Origin of the sequence: Aeromonas sp. 603607 (genome assembly GCF_049171595.1) — a bacterium.
Taxonomy (GTDB): domain Bacteria; phylum Pseudomonadota; class Gammaproteobacteria; order Enterobacterales; family Aeromonadaceae; genus Aeromonas; species Aeromonas veronii.
This window is the reverse complement of the sequence record NZ_JAAKOV010000003.1, coordinates 72,822-93,071: the sequence shown is the minus strand read 5'-3', so window position 1 is coordinate 93,071 and position 20,250 is coordinate 72,822. Positions and strand designations below refer to the sequence as shown.

At 58.7% G+C, this 20,250-nt stretch carries 21 protein-coding genes; 9 read left to right on the top strand and 12 right to left on the bottom strand.

The annotated features are described in order from the left end of the window. Positions 1-124: 124 nt before the first annotated feature. A complete protein-coding gene (locus G5315_RS04785) occupies positions 125-820 on the bottom strand; it encodes an RluA family pseudouridine synthase (protein ID WP_421332658.1) in 696 nt (231 codons plus the stop codon). Between the two features lie 239 nt (positions 821-1,059). Between G5315_RS04785 and rihA the strand changes: the two genes are divergently transcribed. Both rihA and G5315_RS04775 read left to right on the top strand, forming a co-directional pair. After that, complete coding sequence (rihA, locus tag G5315_RS04780; protein ID WP_421332587.1) at positions 1,060-1,995, top strand: pyrimidine-specific ribonucleoside hydrolase RihA; 936 nt, start codon at positions 1,060-1,062, stop codon at positions 1,993-1,995. A gap of 32 nt (positions 1,996-2,027) precedes the next feature. Continuing rightward, positions 2,028-2,495, top strand: coding sequence for a hypothetical protein (locus G5315_RS04775; protein ID WP_043818580.1), 468 nt, complete (start codon positions 2,028-2,030; stop codon positions 2,493-2,495). Between the two features lie 186 nt (positions 2,496-2,681). On the opposite strand, the gene G5315_RS04770 is transcribed toward G5315_RS04775, so the two are convergent. From G5315_RS04770 to G5315_RS04760, 3 genes are all read right to left on the bottom strand, one after another. Continuing rightward, positions 2,682-2,978, bottom strand: coding sequence for a winged helix-turn-helix domain-containing protein (locus G5315_RS04770; protein ID WP_005344341.1), 297 nt, complete (start codon positions 2,976-2,978; stop codon positions 2,682-2,684). After that, the gene (locus G5315_RS04765) at positions 2,975-3,505 is read right to left on the bottom strand and encodes a DUF1523 family protein (RefSeq protein WP_005350438.1); all 531 of its coding nucleotides are present in this window, start codon (positions 3,503-3,505) and stop codon (positions 2,975-2,977) included. The genes G5315_RS04770 and G5315_RS04765 overlap by 4 nt, the downstream gene beginning before the upstream one ends. A gap of 175 nt (positions 3,506-3,680) precedes the next feature. Continuing rightward, complete coding sequence (locus tag G5315_RS04760) at positions 3,681-5,303, bottom strand: methyl-accepting chemotaxis protein (protein WP_421332585.1); 1,623 nt, start codon at positions 5,301-5,303, stop codon at positions 3,681-3,683. A 232-nt stretch (positions 5,304-5,535) separates the two neighbouring features. On the opposite strand from G5315_RS04760, the gene G5315_RS04755 reads away from it, so the two are divergent. After that, positions 5,536-6,168 (top strand): LysE family translocator, encoded by a 633-nt coding sequence (locus tag G5315_RS04755; protein ID WP_421332583.1) that lies wholly within the window; start codon positions 5,536-5,538, stop codon positions 6,166-6,168. Positions 6,169-6,241: 73 nt separating this feature from the next. On the opposite strand, the gene G5315_RS04750 is transcribed toward G5315_RS04755, so the two are convergent. The 7 genes from G5315_RS04750 to G5315_RS04720 all read right to left on the bottom strand — a co-directional run bounded on the left by G5315_RS04750 (position 6,242) and on the right by G5315_RS04720 (position 13,108). After that, positions 6,242-7,450 (bottom strand): cation:proton antiporter, encoded by a 1,209-nt coding sequence (locus G5315_RS04750; RefSeq protein WP_421332582.1) that lies wholly within the window; start codon positions 7,448-7,450, stop codon positions 6,242-6,244. Between the two features lie 153 nt (positions 7,451-7,603). Beyond that, a complete protein-coding gene (locus tag G5315_RS04745; protein ID WP_421332581.1) occupies positions 7,604-8,707 on the bottom strand; it encodes a beta-N-acetylglucosaminidase domain-containing protein in 1,104 nt (367 codons plus the stop codon). Positions 8,708-8,750: 43 nt separating this feature from the next. Next, positions 8,751-10,478 carry a potassium/proton antiporter gene (locus G5315_RS04740; protein WP_421332580.1) on the bottom strand — a complete coding sequence of 576 codons (1,728 nt, stop codon included), beginning with the start codon at positions 10,476-10,478 and terminating at the stop codon, positions 8,751-8,753. Positions 10,479-10,757: 279 nt separating this feature from the next. Next, positions 10,758-10,904 carry a hypothetical protein gene (locus G5315_RS04735; RefSeq protein ID WP_005337933.1) on the bottom strand — a complete coding sequence of 49 codons (147 nt, stop codon included), beginning with the start codon at positions 10,902-10,904 and terminating at the stop codon, positions 10,758-10,760. Next, positions 10,901-11,590, bottom strand: coding sequence for a M15 family metallopeptidase (locus G5315_RS04730; protein WP_421332578.1), 690 nt, complete (start codon positions 11,588-11,590; stop codon positions 10,901-10,903). Before G5315_RS04730 ends, G5315_RS04735 begins: the two co-directional genes overlap by 4 nt. Further along, positions 11,587-12,714: a succinyl-diaminopimelate desuccinylase gene (dapE, locus tag G5315_RS04725; RefSeq protein WP_069527893.1), complete on the bottom strand. Its 1,128-nt coding sequence runs from the start codon at positions 12,712-12,714 to the stop codon at positions 11,587-11,589. Before dapE ends, G5315_RS04730 begins: the two co-directional genes overlap by 4 nt. A 19-nt stretch (positions 12,715-12,733) precedes the next feature. Then, a complete protein-coding gene (locus tag G5315_RS04720; RefSeq protein WP_111901255.1) occupies positions 12,734-13,108 on the bottom strand; it encodes an ArsC family reductase in 375 nt (124 codons plus the stop codon). Between the two features lie 240 nt (positions 13,109-13,348). On the opposite strand from G5315_RS04720, the gene G5315_RS04715 reads away from it, so the two are divergent. From G5315_RS04715 to G5315_RS04695, 5 genes are all read left to right on the top strand, one after another. Next, positions 13,349-15,064: a recombinase family protein gene (locus tag G5315_RS04715; protein WP_103243461.1), complete on the top strand. Its 1,716-nt coding sequence runs from the start codon at positions 13,349-13,351 to the stop codon at positions 15,062-15,064. Between the two features lie 20 nt (positions 15,065-15,084). Next, positions 15,085-16,035 (top strand): hypothetical protein, encoded by a 951-nt coding sequence (locus G5315_RS04710; RefSeq protein ID WP_421332576.1) that lies wholly within the window; start codon positions 15,085-15,087, stop codon positions 16,033-16,035. Positions 16,036-16,414: 379 nt separating this feature from the next. Then, positions 16,415-16,552: a hypothetical protein gene (locus tag G5315_RS04705; protein ID WP_010674054.1), complete on the top strand. Its 138-nt coding sequence runs from the start codon at positions 16,415-16,417 to the stop codon at positions 16,550-16,552. Positions 16,553-16,664: 112 nt separating this feature from the next. Then, a complete protein-coding gene (locus G5315_RS04700) occupies positions 16,665-17,204 on the top strand; it encodes a recombinase family protein (protein WP_421332575.1) in 540 nt (179 codons plus the stop codon). A 69-nt stretch (positions 17,205-17,273) separates the two neighbouring features. Further along, positions 17,274-17,840 (top strand): hypothetical protein, encoded by a 567-nt coding sequence (locus tag G5315_RS04695; RefSeq protein ID WP_043851305.1) that lies wholly within the window; start codon positions 17,274-17,276, stop codon positions 17,838-17,840. Positions 17,841-18,270: 430 nt separating this feature from the next. On the opposite strand, the gene G5315_RS04690 is transcribed toward G5315_RS04695, so the two are convergent. Beyond that, complete coding sequence (locus tag G5315_RS04690; protein WP_005337929.1) at positions 18,271-18,585, bottom strand: hypothetical protein; 315 nt, start codon at positions 18,583-18,585, stop codon at positions 18,271-18,273. A gap of 285 nt (positions 18,586-18,870) precedes the next feature. On the opposite strand from G5315_RS04690, the gene dcuC reads away from it, so the two are divergent. Continuing rightward, complete coding sequence (gene dcuC / locus G5315_RS04685; protein WP_005350454.1) at positions 18,871-20,247, top strand: C4-dicarboxylate transporter DcuC; 1,377 nt, start codon at positions 18,871-18,873, stop codon at positions 20,245-20,247. Positions 20,248-20,250: the final 3 nt, after the last annotated feature.

Below are 20,250 nucleotides of genomic sequence, written 5' to 3'. Positions count from 1 at the left end.
GGGGGGTGGGGGCCGTTGCGAAAGCGCGGCCCCTATCTTTATCCGCCGTTTACCGCCTTTCCTCTCTCGTCACCCCTTTCACTGATCTCGTCGCACTCGCGCTGGCTGCCTCTACCTATTGCCCCTAAAAAGGCGCTACACAGCGGATCTGCATCGGCTCCCCACTCACCGGATGAGCAAAATCCAGCTCGCTGGCATGCAGCATCAGCCGCGGCGCCTGTTTGCAGCCGGGGGGAAGCAGGCCACCATAGAGATCGCAGCCGAGGATGGGGTGGCCCAGCAGCTGACTGTGGATCCGTAGCTGATGGGTGCGACCGGTCTCCGGCACCAGCCTTACCCGGGTCAGTGGCACGGTTTGTCCCTGCATCTGCTGCGCCAGCCGCTCAACCACCTGATAGCGGGAGCGGGCGGGTTTGCCGCTGGCGGCGCAGATCTTCATCAGCGGAAAGAGGGCGGGATCCTTGGCGATGGGGGCATCGATAAGCCCTTCGTCGTCAATCAGATGGCCACAGAGCAGGGCGCTGTAGGCTTTGCTCACCGCCCGCTGGCTGAACTGCTGGCAGAGCAGGGCATTGATGGCCTTGTTTCTGGCCACCACCATGATGCCTGAGGTGCCAAAATCTAGGCGATGCACCAGGGTGCAGCCGGGGTAATCCTGCACCAGTCGATAGTGAACCGAGTCGAGGTTCTGCGGGTTCTTGCCTGACAGACTCAGCAGGCCGCTTGGCTTGTTGATGAGCAGCAGGTGTTCATCCTCGAACAGGATCTCGATAGTGGCCTTGCAGGGCGGGGCGATAAAGGTGTCGACGATAACGGACATAGGGCACACGGGCAGAAAACGGGGGGCCATCATACCCAAGTGGCGGGTAAGGCGCGAATCGGCGTAGCGGATATGCTCGCCACACCATCCCCTCATTGCGCCCTGCTGCTGGCCAGCTGTGTCAGAGTGAAGATAACTGATTGAAAAAAATCAGGAACCGTTTTGTGACCCCCTCCCGAGTTCAGCCGCTGCGAGCTTGCTAAGGTAGGGCTCCCTTTGATGTTGTAAGGAGTCTCTCCATGGCACTGCCCGTTATTCTTGATTGTGATCCCGGCCACGACGACGCCATCGCCCTTATTCTGGCGCTGGCCAGCCCTGAACTGAAGGTGCTGGCGGTCACCACCAGCGCGGGCAACCAGACGCCGGACAAGACCCTCAACAATGCCCTGCGCATCCTCACCCTGCTGGGGCGCGACGATATTCCGGTGGCGGCCGGGGCGCCGAAACCGCTGGCCCGCGAGCTGATCATCGCCGACAACGTTCACGGCGAATCGGGTCTCGATGGCCCCAAACTGCCGGATCCCGCCTTTGCACCGCAGGGGGTGACGGGGATCGAGCTGATGGCCAAATGTCTGCGCGAGAGCCCGGAGCCTGTGACTCTGGTGCCGACCGGCCCGCTCACCAATATCGCCCTGCTGTTGGCTGCCCACCCCGAGCTCAAACCCAGGATTGCCCGCATCGTATTGATGGGGGGCGCCGCAGGGGCCGGCAACTGGACCCCGGCGGCGGAATTCAATATTTATGTGGACCCGGAAGCGGCCGATATGGTGTTCAAGTCGGGCATCCCCATCACCATGTGCGGCCTCGATGTGACCCATGAGGCACAGGTGATGGACGAGGATATCGAGCGGGTACGCGCCATCACCAATCCGGTGGCCCAGTGCGTGGCCGGGCTGCTCGACTTTTTCATGATCTACCATCGGGATCCCAAGTGGGGATTTGCTGGTGCACCGCTCCACGACCCCTGTACCATTGCCTGGTTGCTGGCTCCCGAGCTGTTCCACGGGGTCGAGTGCCGAGTCGATATCGAGACCAGCGGGGAGCATACCGTGGGGATGACGGTGGTGGACCGCTACGGTCTGACCGGTAAACCAGCCAATGCGCTGGTGTTGCTGGGGCTGGATCGGGCAGGCTTTATTGATCTGCTGGTCGAGCGGCTGCGGGCCTTTGGCTGAGCGCCGGTTCATTTTGCAAGAAGGGGCGGGGAATGTGGAAGAGAGGCTTGGTGCTGCTGGCCGGGTTGCAACTGACAGGCTGTGCGACGCCATTCGAGCGGATGTGGCAGGGGCTGGCGACCTGTGAATTTACCGATCTCTATGTGGATGAGACGGGCAGGGCCGCCAACCTACAACTGGCCAACTACACCCCCTACAAGGTGAGCGACGGCTTTGCCTGGTACAAGGTGCACGAGGAGCTGCACGGCTTGCCGGTGGTCGGCTTTATCGTGCCCGCTTCCAGCTTCGAAGTGCATGCTCTCTTTGTCGATACTCCCATCGCCAATGCCCGCCGCTTGACCCACAACGCCTACGGCAGCGAGTTTGGTGACGAGCAGAAGCATGACGAGGGGTTGGCGCCTCTGCTGCTGCGCGATCCCAACAACCCCAAGCGCTCCATCATCGACTGCACCCGCGGCGAGTCTGACGGGGAGCTTGAGGATTCGGCCATGCCCGAGTAGAGCCACCTGTCACGCCATCGGCCTGAAAAAAGAGGGGCCAGCCTTGTCGGCTGGCCCCTCTTTTTTATTGTTGCTTAGCGCCCTGATCAGGGATAGCTCAGCGTCTCCTTGATAAGCGGCAGTTGAGCCTTGATCCATGCCGGATTGCAATAGGTTCCCCAGTCGCAGGCCTGACTCGACATCATTTCAGGGATAGCTCAACGTCTCTTTGATAAGCGGCAGTTGAGCCTTGATCCACGCCGGATTGATGGGACCCCAGTCGCTGATACGGTAGTGCCCCTGCAGGTGGCGAGCCCCTTCGGTCTGCTCGAAGGCGCAGCTGATATCGAGTTCGGCCAGCGCGCTCAGGGTATCTTGCGCGGTGCGGCGCGGCATGCCGGTTGCCTCCATAATGGCAGGCACCGTATCCGTGCCCTGGCTGATCAGCCAGGCCACGTAGAGCCGCCGGTAGAAGCTGGTGCGGGTCTTGCTCGGCTCACTCATAGCTCGTCCTCAAGACGATCAAAGTAGCGCCAGGTCGCAATGGCGGCTTTGCCCATCACCAGCGCCCAGAGGCCGAACCAGAACCAGCGGAAGAAGCTCCAGGTGGAGGCGTCAGGTTCCGTGCTCTCAATCTTGGTGACGTTGGGGAACATGGAGAACATGTTCACGCGCCAGCCGTAGGAGGTAATGATAGCCAGGCGTTTCTCGAACTCCATCGACTTGGCCTTGGCCTGGACGTCGGCGGCGTTGAACTTGAAGTAGAAGGGCCAGCCCCACTCGGTATCTTCATTGCGAAACACCCGGATCTTCTCGCCGGGGCGCTCGGTGTAGATGTAATAGACGTCGGTGGTGGGGCCGTCAGCCGGGTTTTTCTGGCTGATGGGGCCATCCTTGTCGGTGCGCTTCACCTCGACCCCGGTGATGGTGGCGATGGTGTGCTCCGGCAGGTAGTAGTCGAGCCAGGCGGCGGAAATGAGGGCGATGAGCCCCAAGGCGATAAAAGCGGGTTTCTTGAATCTCAGGCTCATGGTGTGCTCACGTGAGGGGGAGTAACGTGCCTCTACCATACCGATATTTGACAGGGCAGCCCAGCCCCTTATGGCGCCACAAGCCAAAAAATGGCGTTTAAAACAGAGACAAAGCCATTGCTCCATCAACAAGAAAGGCCCTTGCGGGCCTTTTTGTCTGGTTCACTTTGTGCGCTTACAGCTGGAATTGAGCCAGCTGTTTGCGTTGCTGCTCGGCGAGCTGGGAGAGCTCGTTGCTGGCACTGGCGCTCTGGCTGATGCCGGCGGAGCTCTGGCTCACGATCTCGTGAATATTGGTGATGTTGCGGTTGATGTCGGCAGTGACGCAGGACTGCTCCTCGGCGGCAGTGGCGACCTGGGCGTTGGCGTCGTTGATCTGGCGCACGGCACCGGTAATGCCGCTTAGCAGATCCTGCACCTGAGCGGACAAACGCTGGTTATGGCTGAGGATCTCCAGGGTCTCCTGCACGCCGTTGTTGGCGGATTGGGACTGGCTCTGCAGCCGCTCGATGATGGCCTGGATCTCCTTGGTGGAGTCTTGGGTGCGGGCAGCCAGCATTCTCACCTCGTCGGCCACCACCGCAAAACCACGGCCCGTTTCACCGGCGCGAGCTGCTTCGATGGCGGCATTGAGCGCCAGCAGGTTGGTCTGCTCGGAGATCCCCTGGATCACTTCAATTACCTTGCCGATCTGCTCGGACTGGGATTTGAGCTGGGCCACGATGGCTGCGGCATCTTCCAGACTGCCCGCCATCCGGCTGTTGGCGGCGATGCTTTCGGTAAAGAGGGCGAGCCCCTGTTCGACCCGGCCATTGGCATCCCGCGCCAGCTCGTCGGCGACGGCGGCGTTGTGGTTGACGTTGTCAGCGGTGCTGGAGAGTTCGGTCACGGCGGAGGCGACCTGTTCGATCTCGCTGTGCTGCTGCTTTGCATTGGCCTCGGACTGGGTCATCACGGCGGCCAGCTCGGTGGCGGCGGAGGCGACGCTGTTGCTGATCCCGGTCAGGTTCTCGATGGTGTTGCCGAGCTGGGTCAGGGTGAGGTTGATATCTTTGGCCAGACGGGTCAGCTCGTTGTTGCCATCCGCTTTGGCGCGCACGTTGAAGCGCCCTTGCGCCACGGCGTGCATCACCTCTTGCAACTGACCTATGGGGCTGACGATGCGACCGGAGAGGACCCAGCCACAGATCAGCGCCGCCAGCAGAGTACCGGCGGTGAGCAGCAGGGTACGCAGCAGGGTGGCGTCGTAGTGAGCCTGCTCGTCGGCCAGCTCTTGCTGGATCAGCTGGTTGATGTGGGCCGACATGCTGTCGATCTGTTTGATCAGCTGTTCACCCAGCTCGCGGAAATGGAGGCGGGCCGCCTCGTAGGCGACCGGATCGCCGCCACCCTGATGTTTTTGCGCCAGCAGCGGCAGCATGTTGCTGCGGGTATGGCTGAGGTAGGCCTGCAGGGCGGCAGCGACCTGCCGGTTATCCTGCTCGGCACCGGGGAGCACCAGACGGCCGAGGATTGCGTTGATCTCCTGCTCGGCGCTGTTGAGGTTTGCGGGCAGTGCGGCAAACAGCTTGGCATCGTAGAGGCCATAGATGGCGCTGGTGCGCAGCCGGTAGGTGGCGTGGATCAGTTTGGCAATATCGTCCTTGTTTTGGACCACGCTCTGGGTCGTCTCATCTATGTCATTGATGGCTTCATCCAGCCCCTGTTTACTGATGGCAATCATCACCATCATCAGCAGGCTGGCCAGCAGCAGCGGTATCAGGACCTGGACACGTATTGATAGATTATTCAATGACATAAATGGCTCTAATCCGAAATGGGAGGAGCCGACATATTACACACCTACGTCAGGAGCTGTCACAGGCTTTTATTGCTGAAATTTGCTGAAGAAAAGGTTTTTCCTTGTGAAAAAGGCGCCATATATGCATGATTGAACGCTTGATCCCCTGAATATGTGGTACAACTGGCCGGATTGAGTCAATCCTGTCCCGTTTTCGTGATTCCCCGCTCTTGGCGTATGGAGGTGTGTAGTGTCCAGCTGGATCGATCCGGCCATTCTGGCTCTGTTTATCCCGACCTTTTTCTTTGTCTCGGTGACCCCCGGCATGTGCATGACCCTGTCGATGACGTTGGGGATGAGCCTGGGGGTGCGCCGTACCCTGCACATGATGTGGGGGGAGCTGGTCGGAGTCGGGTTGGTCTCGGTGCTGTCGGTGATCGGGGTGGCTGCCATCATGCTCAACTATCCGGGGATCTTTGCCGCCTTCAAATATGTGGGGGGCGCCTATCTGGTTTGGCTCGGTATCCAGATGTGGCAGGCCAAGGGGAAGATGGCCATTCCGGCGGATCTTTCGTCCGGTCAGCAGACCAGCGCCATGGGACTGGCGGTGCAGGGTTTCGTCACCGCCATTGCCAACCCCAAGGGGTGGGCCTTCATGATCTCCCTGCTGCCACCGTTTATTTCGGCCAGCAAGCCGATGGTGCCGCAGATCACTGCGCTGGTGGCGCTTATTCTGGTCATCGAATTCTCCTGCCTGCTGCTCTACGCCAGTGGTGGCCGAACTCTGCGCCACTTCCTCGCCAAGAGCGGCAACGTCACCCTGATGAACCGCATCGCCGGTACTCTGATGCTGGGGGTGGGAGTCTGGCTGGCGCTTGGTTAAGCGCTGTCAGTGACCCGCACCAGACAAGAAAAATGCCACCGGTCGGTGGCATTTTTTATGAGTGCCAAGTGGTTCAGCGGGGTTTGAAACGTGCGACCCAGGGGTTGGCGGTGATGCCATGCAGCAGCACGCTCAATATGATGGTGCAGAGCACAGTGGCGATGATGGGGCGCTGGCCAATCAGGGCAGGCTGGTTTTGCAGCACCATCACTGCAAAGACGATGCTGGCAAGGCCCCGCGGGCCGAACCAGCCGATAAAGAGCTTGAGCTCTGGCTTGAGACCGGTGCCGAGCAGGCTCAGCCAGACCGGCACCACCCGCAGCAGGGTGAGGCTGGCAATGGCATAGAGCCAGTATTGCCAGTGCATCAGCTCCGACAACATGGGGAGCAGAGTTGCGCCAAACACCATCCAGATCACCACGGAGAGCAGGTCGCCGTAGCCTTCGCAACTGTCCATATAGGCGTGCTTGTGTTCACCGAGTCTGCGCCCGATAAAGAGACCGCCGACAAAGGCGGCGATAAAGCCGCTCCCCCCCAGACTCTGGGCCAGCGCAAAGCAGAGCAGGGCCAGTCCCGGCATGGTGAGCTGGCGCCAGAGCGGCAGTTGCCAGCCGTTGAGATAAGAGATTTTCAGCAGCCGTATGGTTAGGCTGGTCAGCACGAAGGCGACCAGCAGGCCAATGCCGATCTCCTCCAGCATCAGGGTGATGGCCAGCGTGGCTGTGCCTGCGTGCTGCTCTGTGGGGGCGATAAGGGCCAGCAGCAGAAGCAGCACAGGCACACAGATGCCGTCGTTGAGGCCGCTCTCCTGATTGAGCCCTTCGCGCAGTGGCGCCGGTACGGCCGGGTTGCTCACCACCGCCTTGCCGAGCGCCGCATCCGTGGGGGCAAGAATGGTGGAGAGGATGGCCATCTCCAGCAGTGGCAGGTCGGGGAAGATCCAGTGACCAAACAGGGCTCCGGCGATGAGCGTCAGTGGCAGGCCGATCATTAGCAGCCGGATGGGCAGCTGGCGGTTGGCCAGCAATACTTGCCAGTTGGTGTTGGCGGCATCGTTGAACAGCACGATAACCAGAGTCAGCTCGGCCAGCAGCTTGATGCCGGCGCTGTCGATAGAGAGGGAGAGCAGCTCCAGCCCGCCAGGCCCCAGCAACCAGCCGGTCAGTAGAAAGAGCAGGGGGCCGTTGACCAGCTTTGATTCGAAGCGCCCCGCGATCAGGCTGTAGATCAGCAAGAAGGCAGCGATCACCGCCAGATTCTGGTAAAGCAGATGTGTATCCATACAAGCTCCCTTGAAACCATCTTGTCAGGGCTGTTTAACTGCCATCCTGGCCCCGGGTTATGCCCGATATTCTCAGTGATTAACTCTTTGTTGCCGTAACTGTGCGCACACCTTGTCCAGAGTGGCTGTGCCCATCACGCCTGCCGAGGCAGATCAATCGGTCAGGCAGTCGGGGTCGAACACATACTCCCCATCCAGCCAGCGCACGATTTCGTCGACGCAGGCTTGATCCCGAAACGGCAGGTAGCGCGCCTTGAGGGCTGCAATCTGCTCTGGGGTGAGCTGGGCCAGCCCCAGATCCTGAAACAGCGGCAGGTCGGCCTCGATCATCGCGGAGATCTGCGGGCCGCAGGTGGCGTTGAGGGCGGCATGCAGCGCCTTGTCGGGGTCGTACTGCTTGCCGAGGCGGTAGCTCATCGGCAGGGTGGCGAGGGGCAGGGCGGAGAGTGCCGCCTGCTTCATCGGGTTGACCGCGTGGCCGGAGAGCAGATCTGCCAGCTCGGCAGGGCGATTCTCGAAGGCGCGCAGGTGCAGGTAGCTGCTCGCCTTGCTGCCATCGTTGACCGGGTAGTTGTCCCACAGGAAGGGCTTGCGGCCGAGCAGCTCGGTCACCTGCTTGAGGTGTACCGCCGGATATTCGCTGGAGCAGACCTTGGTGCCGGTCCAGAAGATCTCGAAACGGCGGTCGAGCTGTTCGCCAAGCTCTTCCAGATAGCGGGGGGGCATGGCGCCGAACACCTTCTCCAGCACCGGATCGGTCGAGTAGTAGCTGGGGCAGAAGATGAGCCGTTTGGCCTTGCTGTGAGCCGCGATATCGTGGGCAATGGTGAGCTGGTGACGGGCCAAGTCCGGGGTATCCCCCTTCATATCGTCAAACAGCACCGCCAGAATGTCGGGCTGCAGAACTTCATCGATGAGGCGCACTTTCTCAAGCAGCGCCGGGCGCTGCCGCTCGTAGTCGTGATGCGCCCCCATGGGGCTCAAGCCCACCCCGAAGGCGAGACCGTTGGCGCGACACTGGCGCGCCAGCTCGGCGAGTTCGGCCAGCTGCTGCTCGGGCCAGGGGAGGGCCCAGTGCTTGCGCAGATAGCCATCCTCTTTCGGGGCGTAGATATAGAAACCGTAACCGTGGCGTGGCAGCCACTGGGCGTAGCGGGTGCGAGCCTGCAAGCTCCATCCCTTGCCAAAAAAGCCTTCAATGACCCCCAGATTGGCTGCGGGGGGCAGGGGGCCGGACAGCAAACTTTGATATGGCATAACACTCTCCCTTCTTGCTGGGGACTTGATACGAGACGGTCGGTCAGACCGGGTCCTCTTCCTGAAAGCGCACCCCGACCTTGCTCGGCACGCTCTCGTCCATTTCGGCCACGGTCCAGATCAGGCCCTGCCATTCGATGTTGTCACCGACAACCAGATTATCGCCCAACTGGCTGGCAATAAAATCGCCCAGTGTCTGATCCGCCACCTCGCTCACATCCAGCCCGTAAAGAGGGGCGAGATCCACCAGCCGTGCCGCCGCTTCCAGCAGGAAGTCACCGAAGAAGCGGGGGCCGAGATCCTGCTCCGGAGCCTGACTGAACAGCTGGCCGAGGGCAGGGAGGTCACGTTCGTGACCGATCACGCAGAGGATGTCATCGGCCTGCAGACAGGTACTACCCGAGGGGTGGAGCAGCTCGCGGCCTCGAAACAGGGCGCAGATCCGGGTGCCGGTGGGCATCTGCAGATCCCGCAGTGGCGAGCCGATGCACCACTTCTCCTCCCCCAGCTGGTAGACGAAGGTCTCCCACTGGCTGTCGAGATCGATTTCGAGCCCCGAGCGGTTGATGGGCGACGGCGGTGCCGGCACCTCCACTCGCGCCAGCCTTGATGCCAGCGGTAGCGAGCTGCCCTGCAAAATCAGCGAGACCAGCACCACGAAGAAGGCGACGTTGAAGTAGAGCTGGGCGTTGGGCAGCCCCGCCATCATGGGGAACACTGCCAGAATGATGGGCACGGCGCCGCGCAAGCCGACCCAGGAGATAAACCAGCGCTCGCGGGGAGCAAAGTTCTTGAATGGCAGCAGCCCAATCCAGACCGACACCGGGCGGGCAAACAGGATCATCCACATTGCCAGCGCCAGCGCGGGCAGGGCGATGGGCAGCAGGTTGCTGGGGGTCGCCAGCAGGCCCAGCACCAGAAACATGCCGATCTGGCTGAGCCAGGTCAGTCCATCCAGTACCGACAATGTGGTGCTGCGACTGCGCAGGGCGAGGTTGCCGAGCAAGAGACCAGTGAGGTAGATGGCGAGGATGCCGCTGCCACCGACCGCCGTGGTGAGGGCGAAGATCAGCAGACCGCCGCTGACGGTGAGCAGCGGATAGAGCCCCGGCGCCAGGCGGGCGGTGTTGATAAGGCGCCACAGCAGCCAGCCACCGCCAAGGCCAATCCCGGCACCAAGGCCAAACTGCTTGACCAGTTGCAGCAGCAGAAAGCCCCCATCCAGCCCTTGCTGGGCGGTGGCGAGCACCTCGATCAGGGTGACGGTGAGAAACACCGCCATGGGGTCGTTGCTGCCTGACTCTATCTCAAGGGTGGCGCTCACCCGCTCGTTGAGACTGCGCCCGCCGAGCAGGGAGAAGACCGCCGCCGCATCGGTAGAGCCGACGATGGCACCGATCAGCATCCCCTGCATCAGGTTGAGGTCAAACAGCCAGGCGGCGGCGAGACCCGTCAGGCCAGTGGTGATGGCCACCCCGACCGTCGCCAGCGACAGGGCAGGCCAGAGCGCCACCCGGAACGAGGAGACCCGGGTGCGCATGCCGCCGTCGAGCAGGATGATGGCGAGCGCCAGGTTGCCCACCAGATAGGCGATGGAGTAGTCAGCGAAGTGGATGCCACCGGGGCCATCTTCCCCCGCCAGCATGCCGACGGCGAGGAAGATGACCAGAATGGGAATGCCGAGGCGGGAAGAGAGGGCGCTCAACAGTACGCTGGCTCCCACCAACAGGGCAGCGACAAAAAAGAAACTGTTGATGGTAGCGGCATCCAAGGGCGAACTCCTTCCTGGTAATGTGCAAAGTAGGCACATTATATGCAGTTAGGCCCCCCTTGTGTGGCTTATTTGTGCATCAATTTGCACTTTCTTACATTTTTCATCCCTTTTTTCAGCATGGCCGCGCCATATTCTGACAGTGACGGGGTTATCGAAAGCGGAGTCAAAGGAGCGTCGATTTCAGGATGCGCAGGGAGGAAAGGGCGGGGAAAAGCGAAACGGCACAGCAGAGGGAGAGGGGAGCACAAGGGCGCTCCCCACGGGATGGGGCGGGATTCAGTCGTCCTCGTCATCCTTCACTTCGCGGATCTTGTCCTTGTAGTTGGGCAACTGTTTTTCCAGCCGTTTCATGTCTTTGATGGCATTGAGAAACAGCCCGAGCAGGAACAGCAGCGGCAACCCTATCCACAGCCAGAGATTCATGGGATTTTCCTTTCGTCAGGACAGGTGGTGACATAACGGGCCAAAATTTCATCAAGGTTGGCCAATATGGTCGACTTGCCTTCAATATCCGCCTGTTGCAGACAAAGCTCCAGTGCCGCGGGATCGAGCCGCTGCTCATCGGACTCCAGCGAGAAGCTGATATGCCAGGGCTCGTAGGCGACCCCGCTCTCTGCCCCGACCGGCTTGGCATAAGGGAGGAAGAAGCCGAAGTCGTTCATATGGTCGCTGAGCCACTCGCTGAGATCCGCAAACCAGCCCCCGGCTTCATACTCCCACGGCTCCAGTGCCAGTTTGGTATCGGCAGGCAAACAGTCCTGGTCGTAGATATCGAGATCGGTCCCCCAGTGGTGACGGCTGGTGCCGGGCAGGGCGCTCCAGCGCAAAATGGCGTGCAGCCGCTCTGTCTCGCCCAGTTGCAGGGCATCGATGGGCTGGCTGTTGGCATCGAGCAGTGGCCGTTCGCCGCGCCACTTGCCATTCCAGATGGCGAGCTGGCGATCAAAGCCCCGCCAGCTGGAGGCCGCCTGCAGGTTGAACCCCTCATAGGCGGCAGCCACCTGCATGTCGTTGAAGGCCGCGGCGGTGGCGGCAGTCAGCCGATGGGGGCCGCGCCCCACCAGAATAAGGTGGCTCTCGTCGAGCCCAAGCAGTTGTTCCTGCGTCATGCCAGCAATCTCTCGAGCACCCCTTGATACATGTCCGCCAGCAGATCCAGATCGTCCGCCTTCACGCACTCGTTCACCTTGTGAATGGTGGCGTTGACCGGCCCGAGCTCGATCACCTCGGCGCCGGTGGGGGCGATAAAGCGCCCGTCGGAGGTGCCGCCGGTGGTGAGCAGGGCCGGTCGCTGACCGTTCACCGCCTCGATAGCCGCCACAGCCGCATCGAGCAGCGCGCCGGTGTCGGTGAGGAACGGCTGGCCGGAGAGGGTCCAGCTCAGCTGATAATCGAGGCCATGTTTATCCAGCAGCGCTTCGACCCGCTCACGGATATCCATGTCGGTCAGTTCGGTGCTGAAGCGGAAGTTGAACTGGACCTGCAGCTCGCCCGGAATGACGTTGGAGGCGCCGGTGCCGGCCGAGATGTTGGCGATCTGGAAGCTGGTGGGGGGGAAGTAGGCGTTGCCCTCATCCCACACGGTGGCGGCGAGTTCCGCCAGCGCTGGCGCGGCTTTGTGAATGGGGTTGTCCGCCAGATGGGGATAGGCGACATGGCCCTGCACCCCGCGCACCAGCAGATCGCCGGTGATGGAGCCGCGGCGGCCGTTCTTCACCACATCTCCGACCACGGCAGTGGAGGAGGGCTCGCCGACGATGCACCAGCGGATCTTCTCGTTGCGGGCCTCCAGGGTGTCGATCACCCGGGTGGTGCCATTGATAAAGGGCCCCTCCTCATCGGAGGTGATGAGAAAGGCGATGGACCCCGTGTGATCCGGATGCTCGGCCACGAAGCGCTCGACCGCCACCACCATGGAAGCCAGCGAGCCCTTCATGTCGGCGGCGCCGCGCCCGTAGAGCACGCCATCCTTGATGGTCGGCTCGAATGGCGGGGTGTGCCATTTGTCCAGCGGCCCGGCGGGCACCACGTCGGTGTGGCCGGCGAAGCAGAACAGCGGCCCCTCGCTGCCGCGGCGGGCCCAGAGGTTGGTGGTGTCCTCAAACACCATGGGCTCGATAACGAACCCGATCCTGGCGAGGCGCTCCGCCATCAGGGTTTGACACCCTTCATCGAGGGGGGTAACGGAGGGGCGACGGATCAGATCCTTGGCCAGTGCGATGACATCCGACATCAGTTGTCCTTAGTTGTCCTTAACGGGAAAAGAGGGATTGGTAGTGATCAGCCTTGAAACCCAGAGTCAGTTCGCCGTCACGATCCAGCAGCGGGCGCTTGATCATGGCCGGATGTTCCAGCAGCAGGGCGCGTGCCTTGGCGGTATCGAGCCCCTGTTTGGCCTCATCCGGCAGGGCGCGGAAGGTGGTGCCGCGGCTGTTGAGCAGGGCTTCCCAGCCGAGTTTTGCCAGCCAGCTGTCCAGATCGTCCGGGTTCAGGCCGTCGGCGCGGTGGTCGTGAAAGCGGTAGTCGATACCGGCCTCATCCAGCCACTTGCGGGCTTTCTTGATGGTGTCGCAGTTTTTAGGGGAAATGCCGTAGAGCACAACTTTGCATTCGGTCTTGTTTTCCATGGGGTTCACCGTGGTTCCGTTCGATGGGCAGTAGCATACAGGCGATCACCATACAGGGAAACGCAAGCGACTTGGACTGAAATGCTGCTGGTAGCTGGTTTTATGGAACTTGCCACTTTCGGCAAAAATAACCTTTGATCAGTATTGTGTAAAGAGCCGCATTGCTGATAGTCTCACCTCATCTTAGTTACCCATCCCGCTCATCCGTCTTCGGCTTGAGCCAATTGCCAAGGAGTCGTTATGAGTCGTCCACCGAAGGCTTACTCTTACATTCGTTTCAGCACCACCAAGCAGGCCCAAGGGGATAGCTACCGTCGCCAGATCCAGCAGGCCATCGATTATTGTACCGAGCACAACCTTCAACTCGATGAGAAGGCGATTGAAGATTTCGGTGTGAGTGCATTCCGTGGCAGCAACAGGATCGATGGGGCGTTAGGGCGTTTCATTGAGGCGGTGAAGGGAGGGGCAATTGAGAAAGGTTCTTACTTGCTAGTGGAGTCTATGGATCGCTTGAGCCGACAGACGATTCTGAAAGCATTGTCCCAGTTCATTGAAATCCTCAATGCGGGGATCGTGATCGTCACACTCTCCGATGGTGAGATTTTTCGCGTGACCGATGATGGTAAAAACTTTGATTTCGCAAAACTGATTATCTCGATCGTATACATGGCCCGAGCAAATGATGAGTCTGAGATGAAGAGCCTTCGGAGTCGTGCAGCATGGTCAAATGGGCGTAAGGCTGCGAGAGAGAGTAAGAAGGTGATGAAGAACGCCCGCTTGCCTTCATGGTTAACGAGGGAAGGGGAAAGAATAGTTCCGATTCCTGAGCGAACCGCTATTGTGAGCGAGATGTTTGAGATGGCGCAATCAGGCTGCGGTTACGAGCAGATAGCTAAGGTTTTTTTGGAGAAGGGCTACAAGACGTTTGGCAAAGAGGCTGATTGGCGTCCGGCAGGGATTCAGGCCGTCATTAAGAGTCGAGCTGTGATCGGCGAATTTCAGCCGCATGTCATCGAAAATGGTGAGCGGGTGCCTGATGGTGAGCCAATTTTGGGGTATTACCCAACGATTGTATCCCCTGCCGTGTTTGAAGAAGTGCAGCACCTAATCGGCAAGCGAAGCAAACATAGTGGTTCCTATCGCAAAGGCACCTATAGCAACCTTTTTAGCGGGGTGCTTCGCTGTCAGTGCGGTGAATCCCTACGTTATGGCAACAAGGGCCGAGCGGGAAGCCCACGATATTATCTTATGTGCCCCAAGCACAATACACATGGCTGCTCAATGCCGCATCTGCTCTATAGCAAGGTTGAACCACAGCTATTACAGGCTGTCAGCCTGCTAACTGTGGTTATGGAGCAACGAAAGACTACGACTGAGAAGATGATGGCTCTCAAGGATGAGCTGGCGACACTGCGAAGAGAGCTCGAATTGGAAGTCAAGAGGAGAAAAAAAGCAGCTCAATCCATGCTGGATAACGACAATGATGCAGATTTCCGAGAATTATTCATACAGTGCAAAGCCAACTGCCAAGCCTTGGAAGAGCAAATCAGCCAGCTGGAAAATGAGTTGATGAGCCGTGAGTTGTCCGAGAAAACACTCTCCCAGAACCTTAGTTCGGAGGACTTGGACAGCACCGATCAACGCCAGAGATTTAACGGCCAGTTAAAAGCTGTACTGAGAGAGATCCAATTCAGCTATGACGGCTATGACCTTGCCGCAGTTTTCAAAGACATTGATGGTGAGTTCATGCTTGAGCAGGCGTTTGAACCCAAGCTCGTTGGCAGTACCGTTCGTGACCGAGATGGCATGACTCTGATAAAGACAATCGCCGAAGCTCCCTACATTGACGCCAACTGGGTGAAGGACGAGATCGATGAGTACGAGTCTTTCCAGAAGGAGTCTGACTCAGAATTTGACGATGATTTCGAGGACTTGAGCTCAGAAGAGTCGAAGTAAAGGTGCCGCAGGGAGTTACGTTGGACGTGACAGGTATTTTTATCGGACACCCTTCACAGGGAACCATCGACCCAAGAGTATTGCTATCGCAGATTCCTGGATTCAGTCAGCGAAGCTCTCGACGATTCAGTCAGTACGTCAGGCGGGCTATCAACAACATCCGGCAGGTGCAGGGGCTCGACCTGCCGGAGGTTCCCGAACCGGATAATGGATTGGGGACGTGGACTCCCTTGCAAGCCTTGGCTGTGTTGACCTATGGCCCCAGCTCTCACCTGAACGCAGCGTTGATAGCGGAGATCGAGCGGTTGACCGGACAATCATTACCACGAGAGGAAGGTCAGAGCCGCTATGAGGCAGCATTTTACACAGAGTACCTAGTTTCGCTGCTTGCTTATTTTGAAGAACAGCAGCCGGGTTTGCGAATTGAGGTGATCCCGCAGTTCTCTTGCGGCCCTTACCGAATAGATTTCCGAGTCGATTTGCAGTGGTTCGACCCAGACGGAAAGTATTTTGACAAACCGATCCGGCAGGAGGCGTACTTGCTGGAGTTTGACGAAGCCTATCATCTGGAGCCAGCGAACAGCCAAGCAGACCAGCAGCGTGATGCCTACATCGAGCAGCAGACGGGCATCAGACCGCTCAGGATTCGCCATGAGGAGCAAGAGCTGTGGGCTACCATTTGCCGGACTCAGGGACGCATCCTAAGCGTGGAGGAGTACCTGCAAGGGCTGCTGGAAGTGATGAAATGGCGACAGGAGGAGGGGCATATCTATATCACGTTGAAGTCTGCACAGAGTGCTTATACCTGCGATCCTACCGGATATCTGCGTTACGCCTCTCAGCCCAAACGCGATTTGAAGAAGATTGCTGCTCGGCTCGATTGGCGATTGATAGATGGGCATAGCGACAAGTTGTCGTATTACCGTCTGACCCCGCCGCGAGTGACTGCCAATCGACACATTTCGGGGTGATGTGTCTGGTCGATTTGAGTCTTATCGACACATCCAGCAGCGTGTTCATGGGCTTTTCGGCGGCATGTGTCTGGTGTTCCAGCTGTTCCAGCCCGATATATATACCCGTTTAGTTACTCAGACTCTTATCTATTTATTGCACCGAGGGGGGAGCTTACCAGCCACCCGAGGGAGACAAATCAAGAAGATAGCAACGATCCCGCTCCGTTGGCGGCCCTGAAAAAACAATCCCGAACCCCACCAGCACAAGGAAAACGAGCAGGCAACATTCAGACCAAACGCCGGTATAAGCCAGATAGAGATCAGCACCATAGGAGAACCCCATGGAATACATCACATCTGGCCCCTTGTCGGGAGCCATCCAGCAAGGAGCAGGCGTATGAATGAGCAGCAAGGAAACCCGTTACTGAAAGCGTTGGAGGCGGCACTGCTGGCAGCCTTGGGCGTCCTCATTAAGGAAGCCGTCAACTCGATGCAGACACCGCCGCCTCCGCCGAAGGAGCCGGACGCTCAATAGACCATGCCCATGTGACAGACCGGAAGCCCCTTGGCAACCCCTGTCGCACGGGTTGGTTTTCGAGTTTTGACACGTTTTTCTTGCAGGGTCTTGAGCCTATTGGGAGGCCATCATGGCAATCATCGGGTATGCCCGTGTCTCGACCACGGGGCAATCGCTGGAGCAGCAACTGACAGCTCTGGCGGAGTGTGAAAAAGTTTTTCAGGAGAAGGTCAGCGGTAGCAAGACGGATAGGCCGCAACTACAGGCAATGCTCGAATTCGCCCGCTCTGGAGACGTGCTAAAAGTGACTAAATTGGATCGACTTGCTCGAAACACCCGTCACTTGCTGGAGATCACAGACCAGCTACACGCCAAAGGGGTAACATTGCAGATCCAGAATTTGGGCATCGACACGGCCACTCCGACAGGTAAGCTAATGCTGACCATGATCGGGGCCATCGCCACGTTCGAGCGGGAAATCATGCTAGAGCGTCAGGCGGAAGGGATCGCCTTGGCAAAGGCCAAAGGGGTCTACAAAGGCCGCAAGCCGACAGCGATGGAGAAGCGGAATGAGGTGCTACATCTTCTATCGCAGGGCATCGCTAAGGCATCGATTGCTAAGCGTCTGGGGATTAGTGTGTCAAGTGTTCACCGGATACTGCATACATAACCATACTGCTATTATTTGGTGAGGGAAACCTCACTTTTAGCTAATTAAAACAATAGTTTAGGGATGAAGATGAAAGCTGTTTTTGGGGCTGCCATGCTGGCCGTTGGATTGATAAGTGGGTGTGCGTCACTGAGTGAGCAACCATCCGGAGATGTGGTTGTTAAAAAAGACTCTTTCGAGGCGGAAAAGACAATAGTATCCGTAGATAGCATTCTGGGAATGGGTGAACAGTACAATTTATTTATCAATCTGGAGTGGCATTCGGGTAGTAAGGATGTGTATCTGGACGCGATTTACCCTCAGATAGAGAATGTGGTAGCACTGAAAATCAATGCTGATGGTCAGATGATTGATGGGCGGGTTTGTAGTGCACATACAGACTTCGGAGCAACCGTCTACTCTGGTTTGATGTATGTATCTGTCCCTAGCTTTTCACTCCGTCGGTTCTGTATTTCTACGAAGGAATACGAAAAGATCGCTCAGTCTAAGCTTGTGAAGATGAAAGTCTCAACCTACACGAAGTACATGGTAGCTAGCTTCTCACCTGTAGGTAGCAAAGATGTATCCAACTCATCTACACATGCAAAAGCGTTTAGCGGCTTCACAACTGCGTTACGTCAGAATGGCGCTTTCTAGTTGATTTTCCGAGCTTTAAGTAAATCAGTAAGCCTGTGGTTACCTCAGGCTTTTTTGTGGCTCTTTCATAATTAACCTCTCGCAGTTCTTGATGCCATAGAGGGTGATGGCCATGGGGAGTCCTTCTCTTGTGGGCGCTGGCCGTGGCTGCGCCCGAAAATCCGAATCAACACAGTGCAAGGGCCCGATTCTGGCATTGTGGCAATCCCATGGCAACGCCGATGGTCTGGCTCGCGGGTTTTACCGGAACTGGTCACACCTGAACGGCGATTTTGAGCTCAAGATCATAAGCGGTGCAGCGGGTATGCCCAATGGGCCCGTTATTGCGGGAGAAAAGCCGCTATTGCAGGAGAAAAAGAGAAAGGGCAAACGCCAGATAGCCAAAACGCGCCAGCGGGCGCGTTTTGGTCGGCATTATCAAGCACCTCAATCAGTGCAGGGTGGTCCACTCATGGTCAAAGACCCGGGCCCGTTCCCAGGGTGCATCAGGCAGGCTGGAAGAGAGGCCAGTGTATTTGCCCACGTCGTCCACCACGATGGCGGAGAGGATCGGCAGGTTATTTTCGGTGCAGTACATGCGGATGCGTTGCAGCAGGGTGCGCAGTTCATCCTGGCACTGCTCCAGCCCGGCCTGCTTGGCCAGTTTGGAGTAACGAATGGTAGTGCGTTCCTTTGCAGACTCGACGAGGATGTCCCACAGCTTGTAGTCGCAGGTCGAAGCACCTGCGGTGGCTTGGCTTGTCATAACTCTCTCCGGCGCGAAATGGTCGCTATATGTCGAAGCGCATCTTCGCCAGTTCGGCGCCGTCATATGTTGATCCAACGCAAAAAAGAGGGGAGTCGCGTCACACAATTCCCGGATATGGGGTGATAAAGGTTTTCCGGCAGTTGAAATAACGAAAAATTGTTATATGGCCGACATATTATGCTAATGAATCACGGTGACGGCACCTTTATTGATAGGGATCAAAGGCAAACAGTGGTCAGATCACTAGATTTCGCTCTTCGATAAATTTATCAGGAGTGAATATTGGAACTTTTATTCGTCTTGCTCGTTCTGGTCGCCGTGGTCTACGGCATCATCAAGGATTACAACCCGCAGGCAGTGCTGGCGCTGGCGGGCATGGCCATTTTTGCAGTGGCCTACTGGTTGGGGCTGCACCCCATTCTCCCCGCTGACAAGAGCACCGGTTTCGCCCTGTTCGACCTGTTCGAAGTGTTCAAGGGGATCTTCTCCTACCGCGCGGCGGGCCTCGGCCTCACCATCATGGCGGTGGCGGGTTTTGCCACCTACATGTCCCATATCGGGGCCTCCCAGGCGCTGGTGCGGGTGGCGGTCAAACCGGTGGCGGGCATCCAGTCCAGCTACCTGATGCTCTCCATCTGCTATCTGGTGGCGGTATTCGTCTCCCTGTTCGTCACCTCCGCTACCGGCCTTGGCCTGCTGTTGATGGTCACCATGTATCCGGTGATGCGCAACCTCGGCATCAGCCCGGCCTCCGCCTGTGGTGTCATCGCCACCTCACAGGCGTTTGAAATTGGCCCGACCCAGACCAACGCCATCTTCTCCGCCGGCCAATCCGGCATGGATCCGACCAGCTATTTCGTTGACTACCAGATCTGGCTGGTGGCCCCCATGCTGCTGGTGACCATGGTGCTGCACTTCTTCTGGCAGCGTCACTGCGATCGCAAGGATGGCTGGGATCCTGCGCTGCATCGCGGCGATCACGCCGAGCTGGACGAACAGGGCACCGAGAGCGTGCAGGCGCCTACTTGGTATGCCCTGCTGCCGATCATCCCCTTCGTGTTGATGATGACCTTCTCCAAGCTTCTGGTGAGCGACATCAAGATGAGCGTGGAGGTGGCCATGCTGCTGTCGGTCTTTATCGGCATGCTGTGCGAGCTGCTGCGTAGCCGCTCGGTGCGTACCGCTTTTGCCGGGCTGTCGAGCTTCCTCGATGGCATGGGCAAGGTGTTTGGCCCCGTGGTGGCGCTCATCGTCTGTGCCGAGCTGTTTGCCGAATCCCTCAAGGCCATCGGCGCCATTGATACCCTGCTGCACTCTGCCAGCAATGCCGGTATCGGCAGCGGTCTGATGACCCTGGTGATGGTGGCGCTGATCATGGTAGCGGCGGTCATCATGGGCTCCGGCAACGCGGCGTTCCTCAGCTTCTCGACCCTGGCACCGGCGGTGGCAGCCAAGTTTGGCGTACCGGCGGTGACCATGCTGCTGCCGATGCAGCTCGCTTCCAGTATCGGCCGAACCGTCTCCCCCATCGCTGCGGTACTGATCGCCTGTGCGGGGATTGCCAAGGTATCGCCCTTTACCGTGGTCAAGCGCACCAGCGTGCCGATGGCGGGGGCGCTGGTGACGGCGTTGACCCTCAACTATCTGCTGTTCATGTAGTGA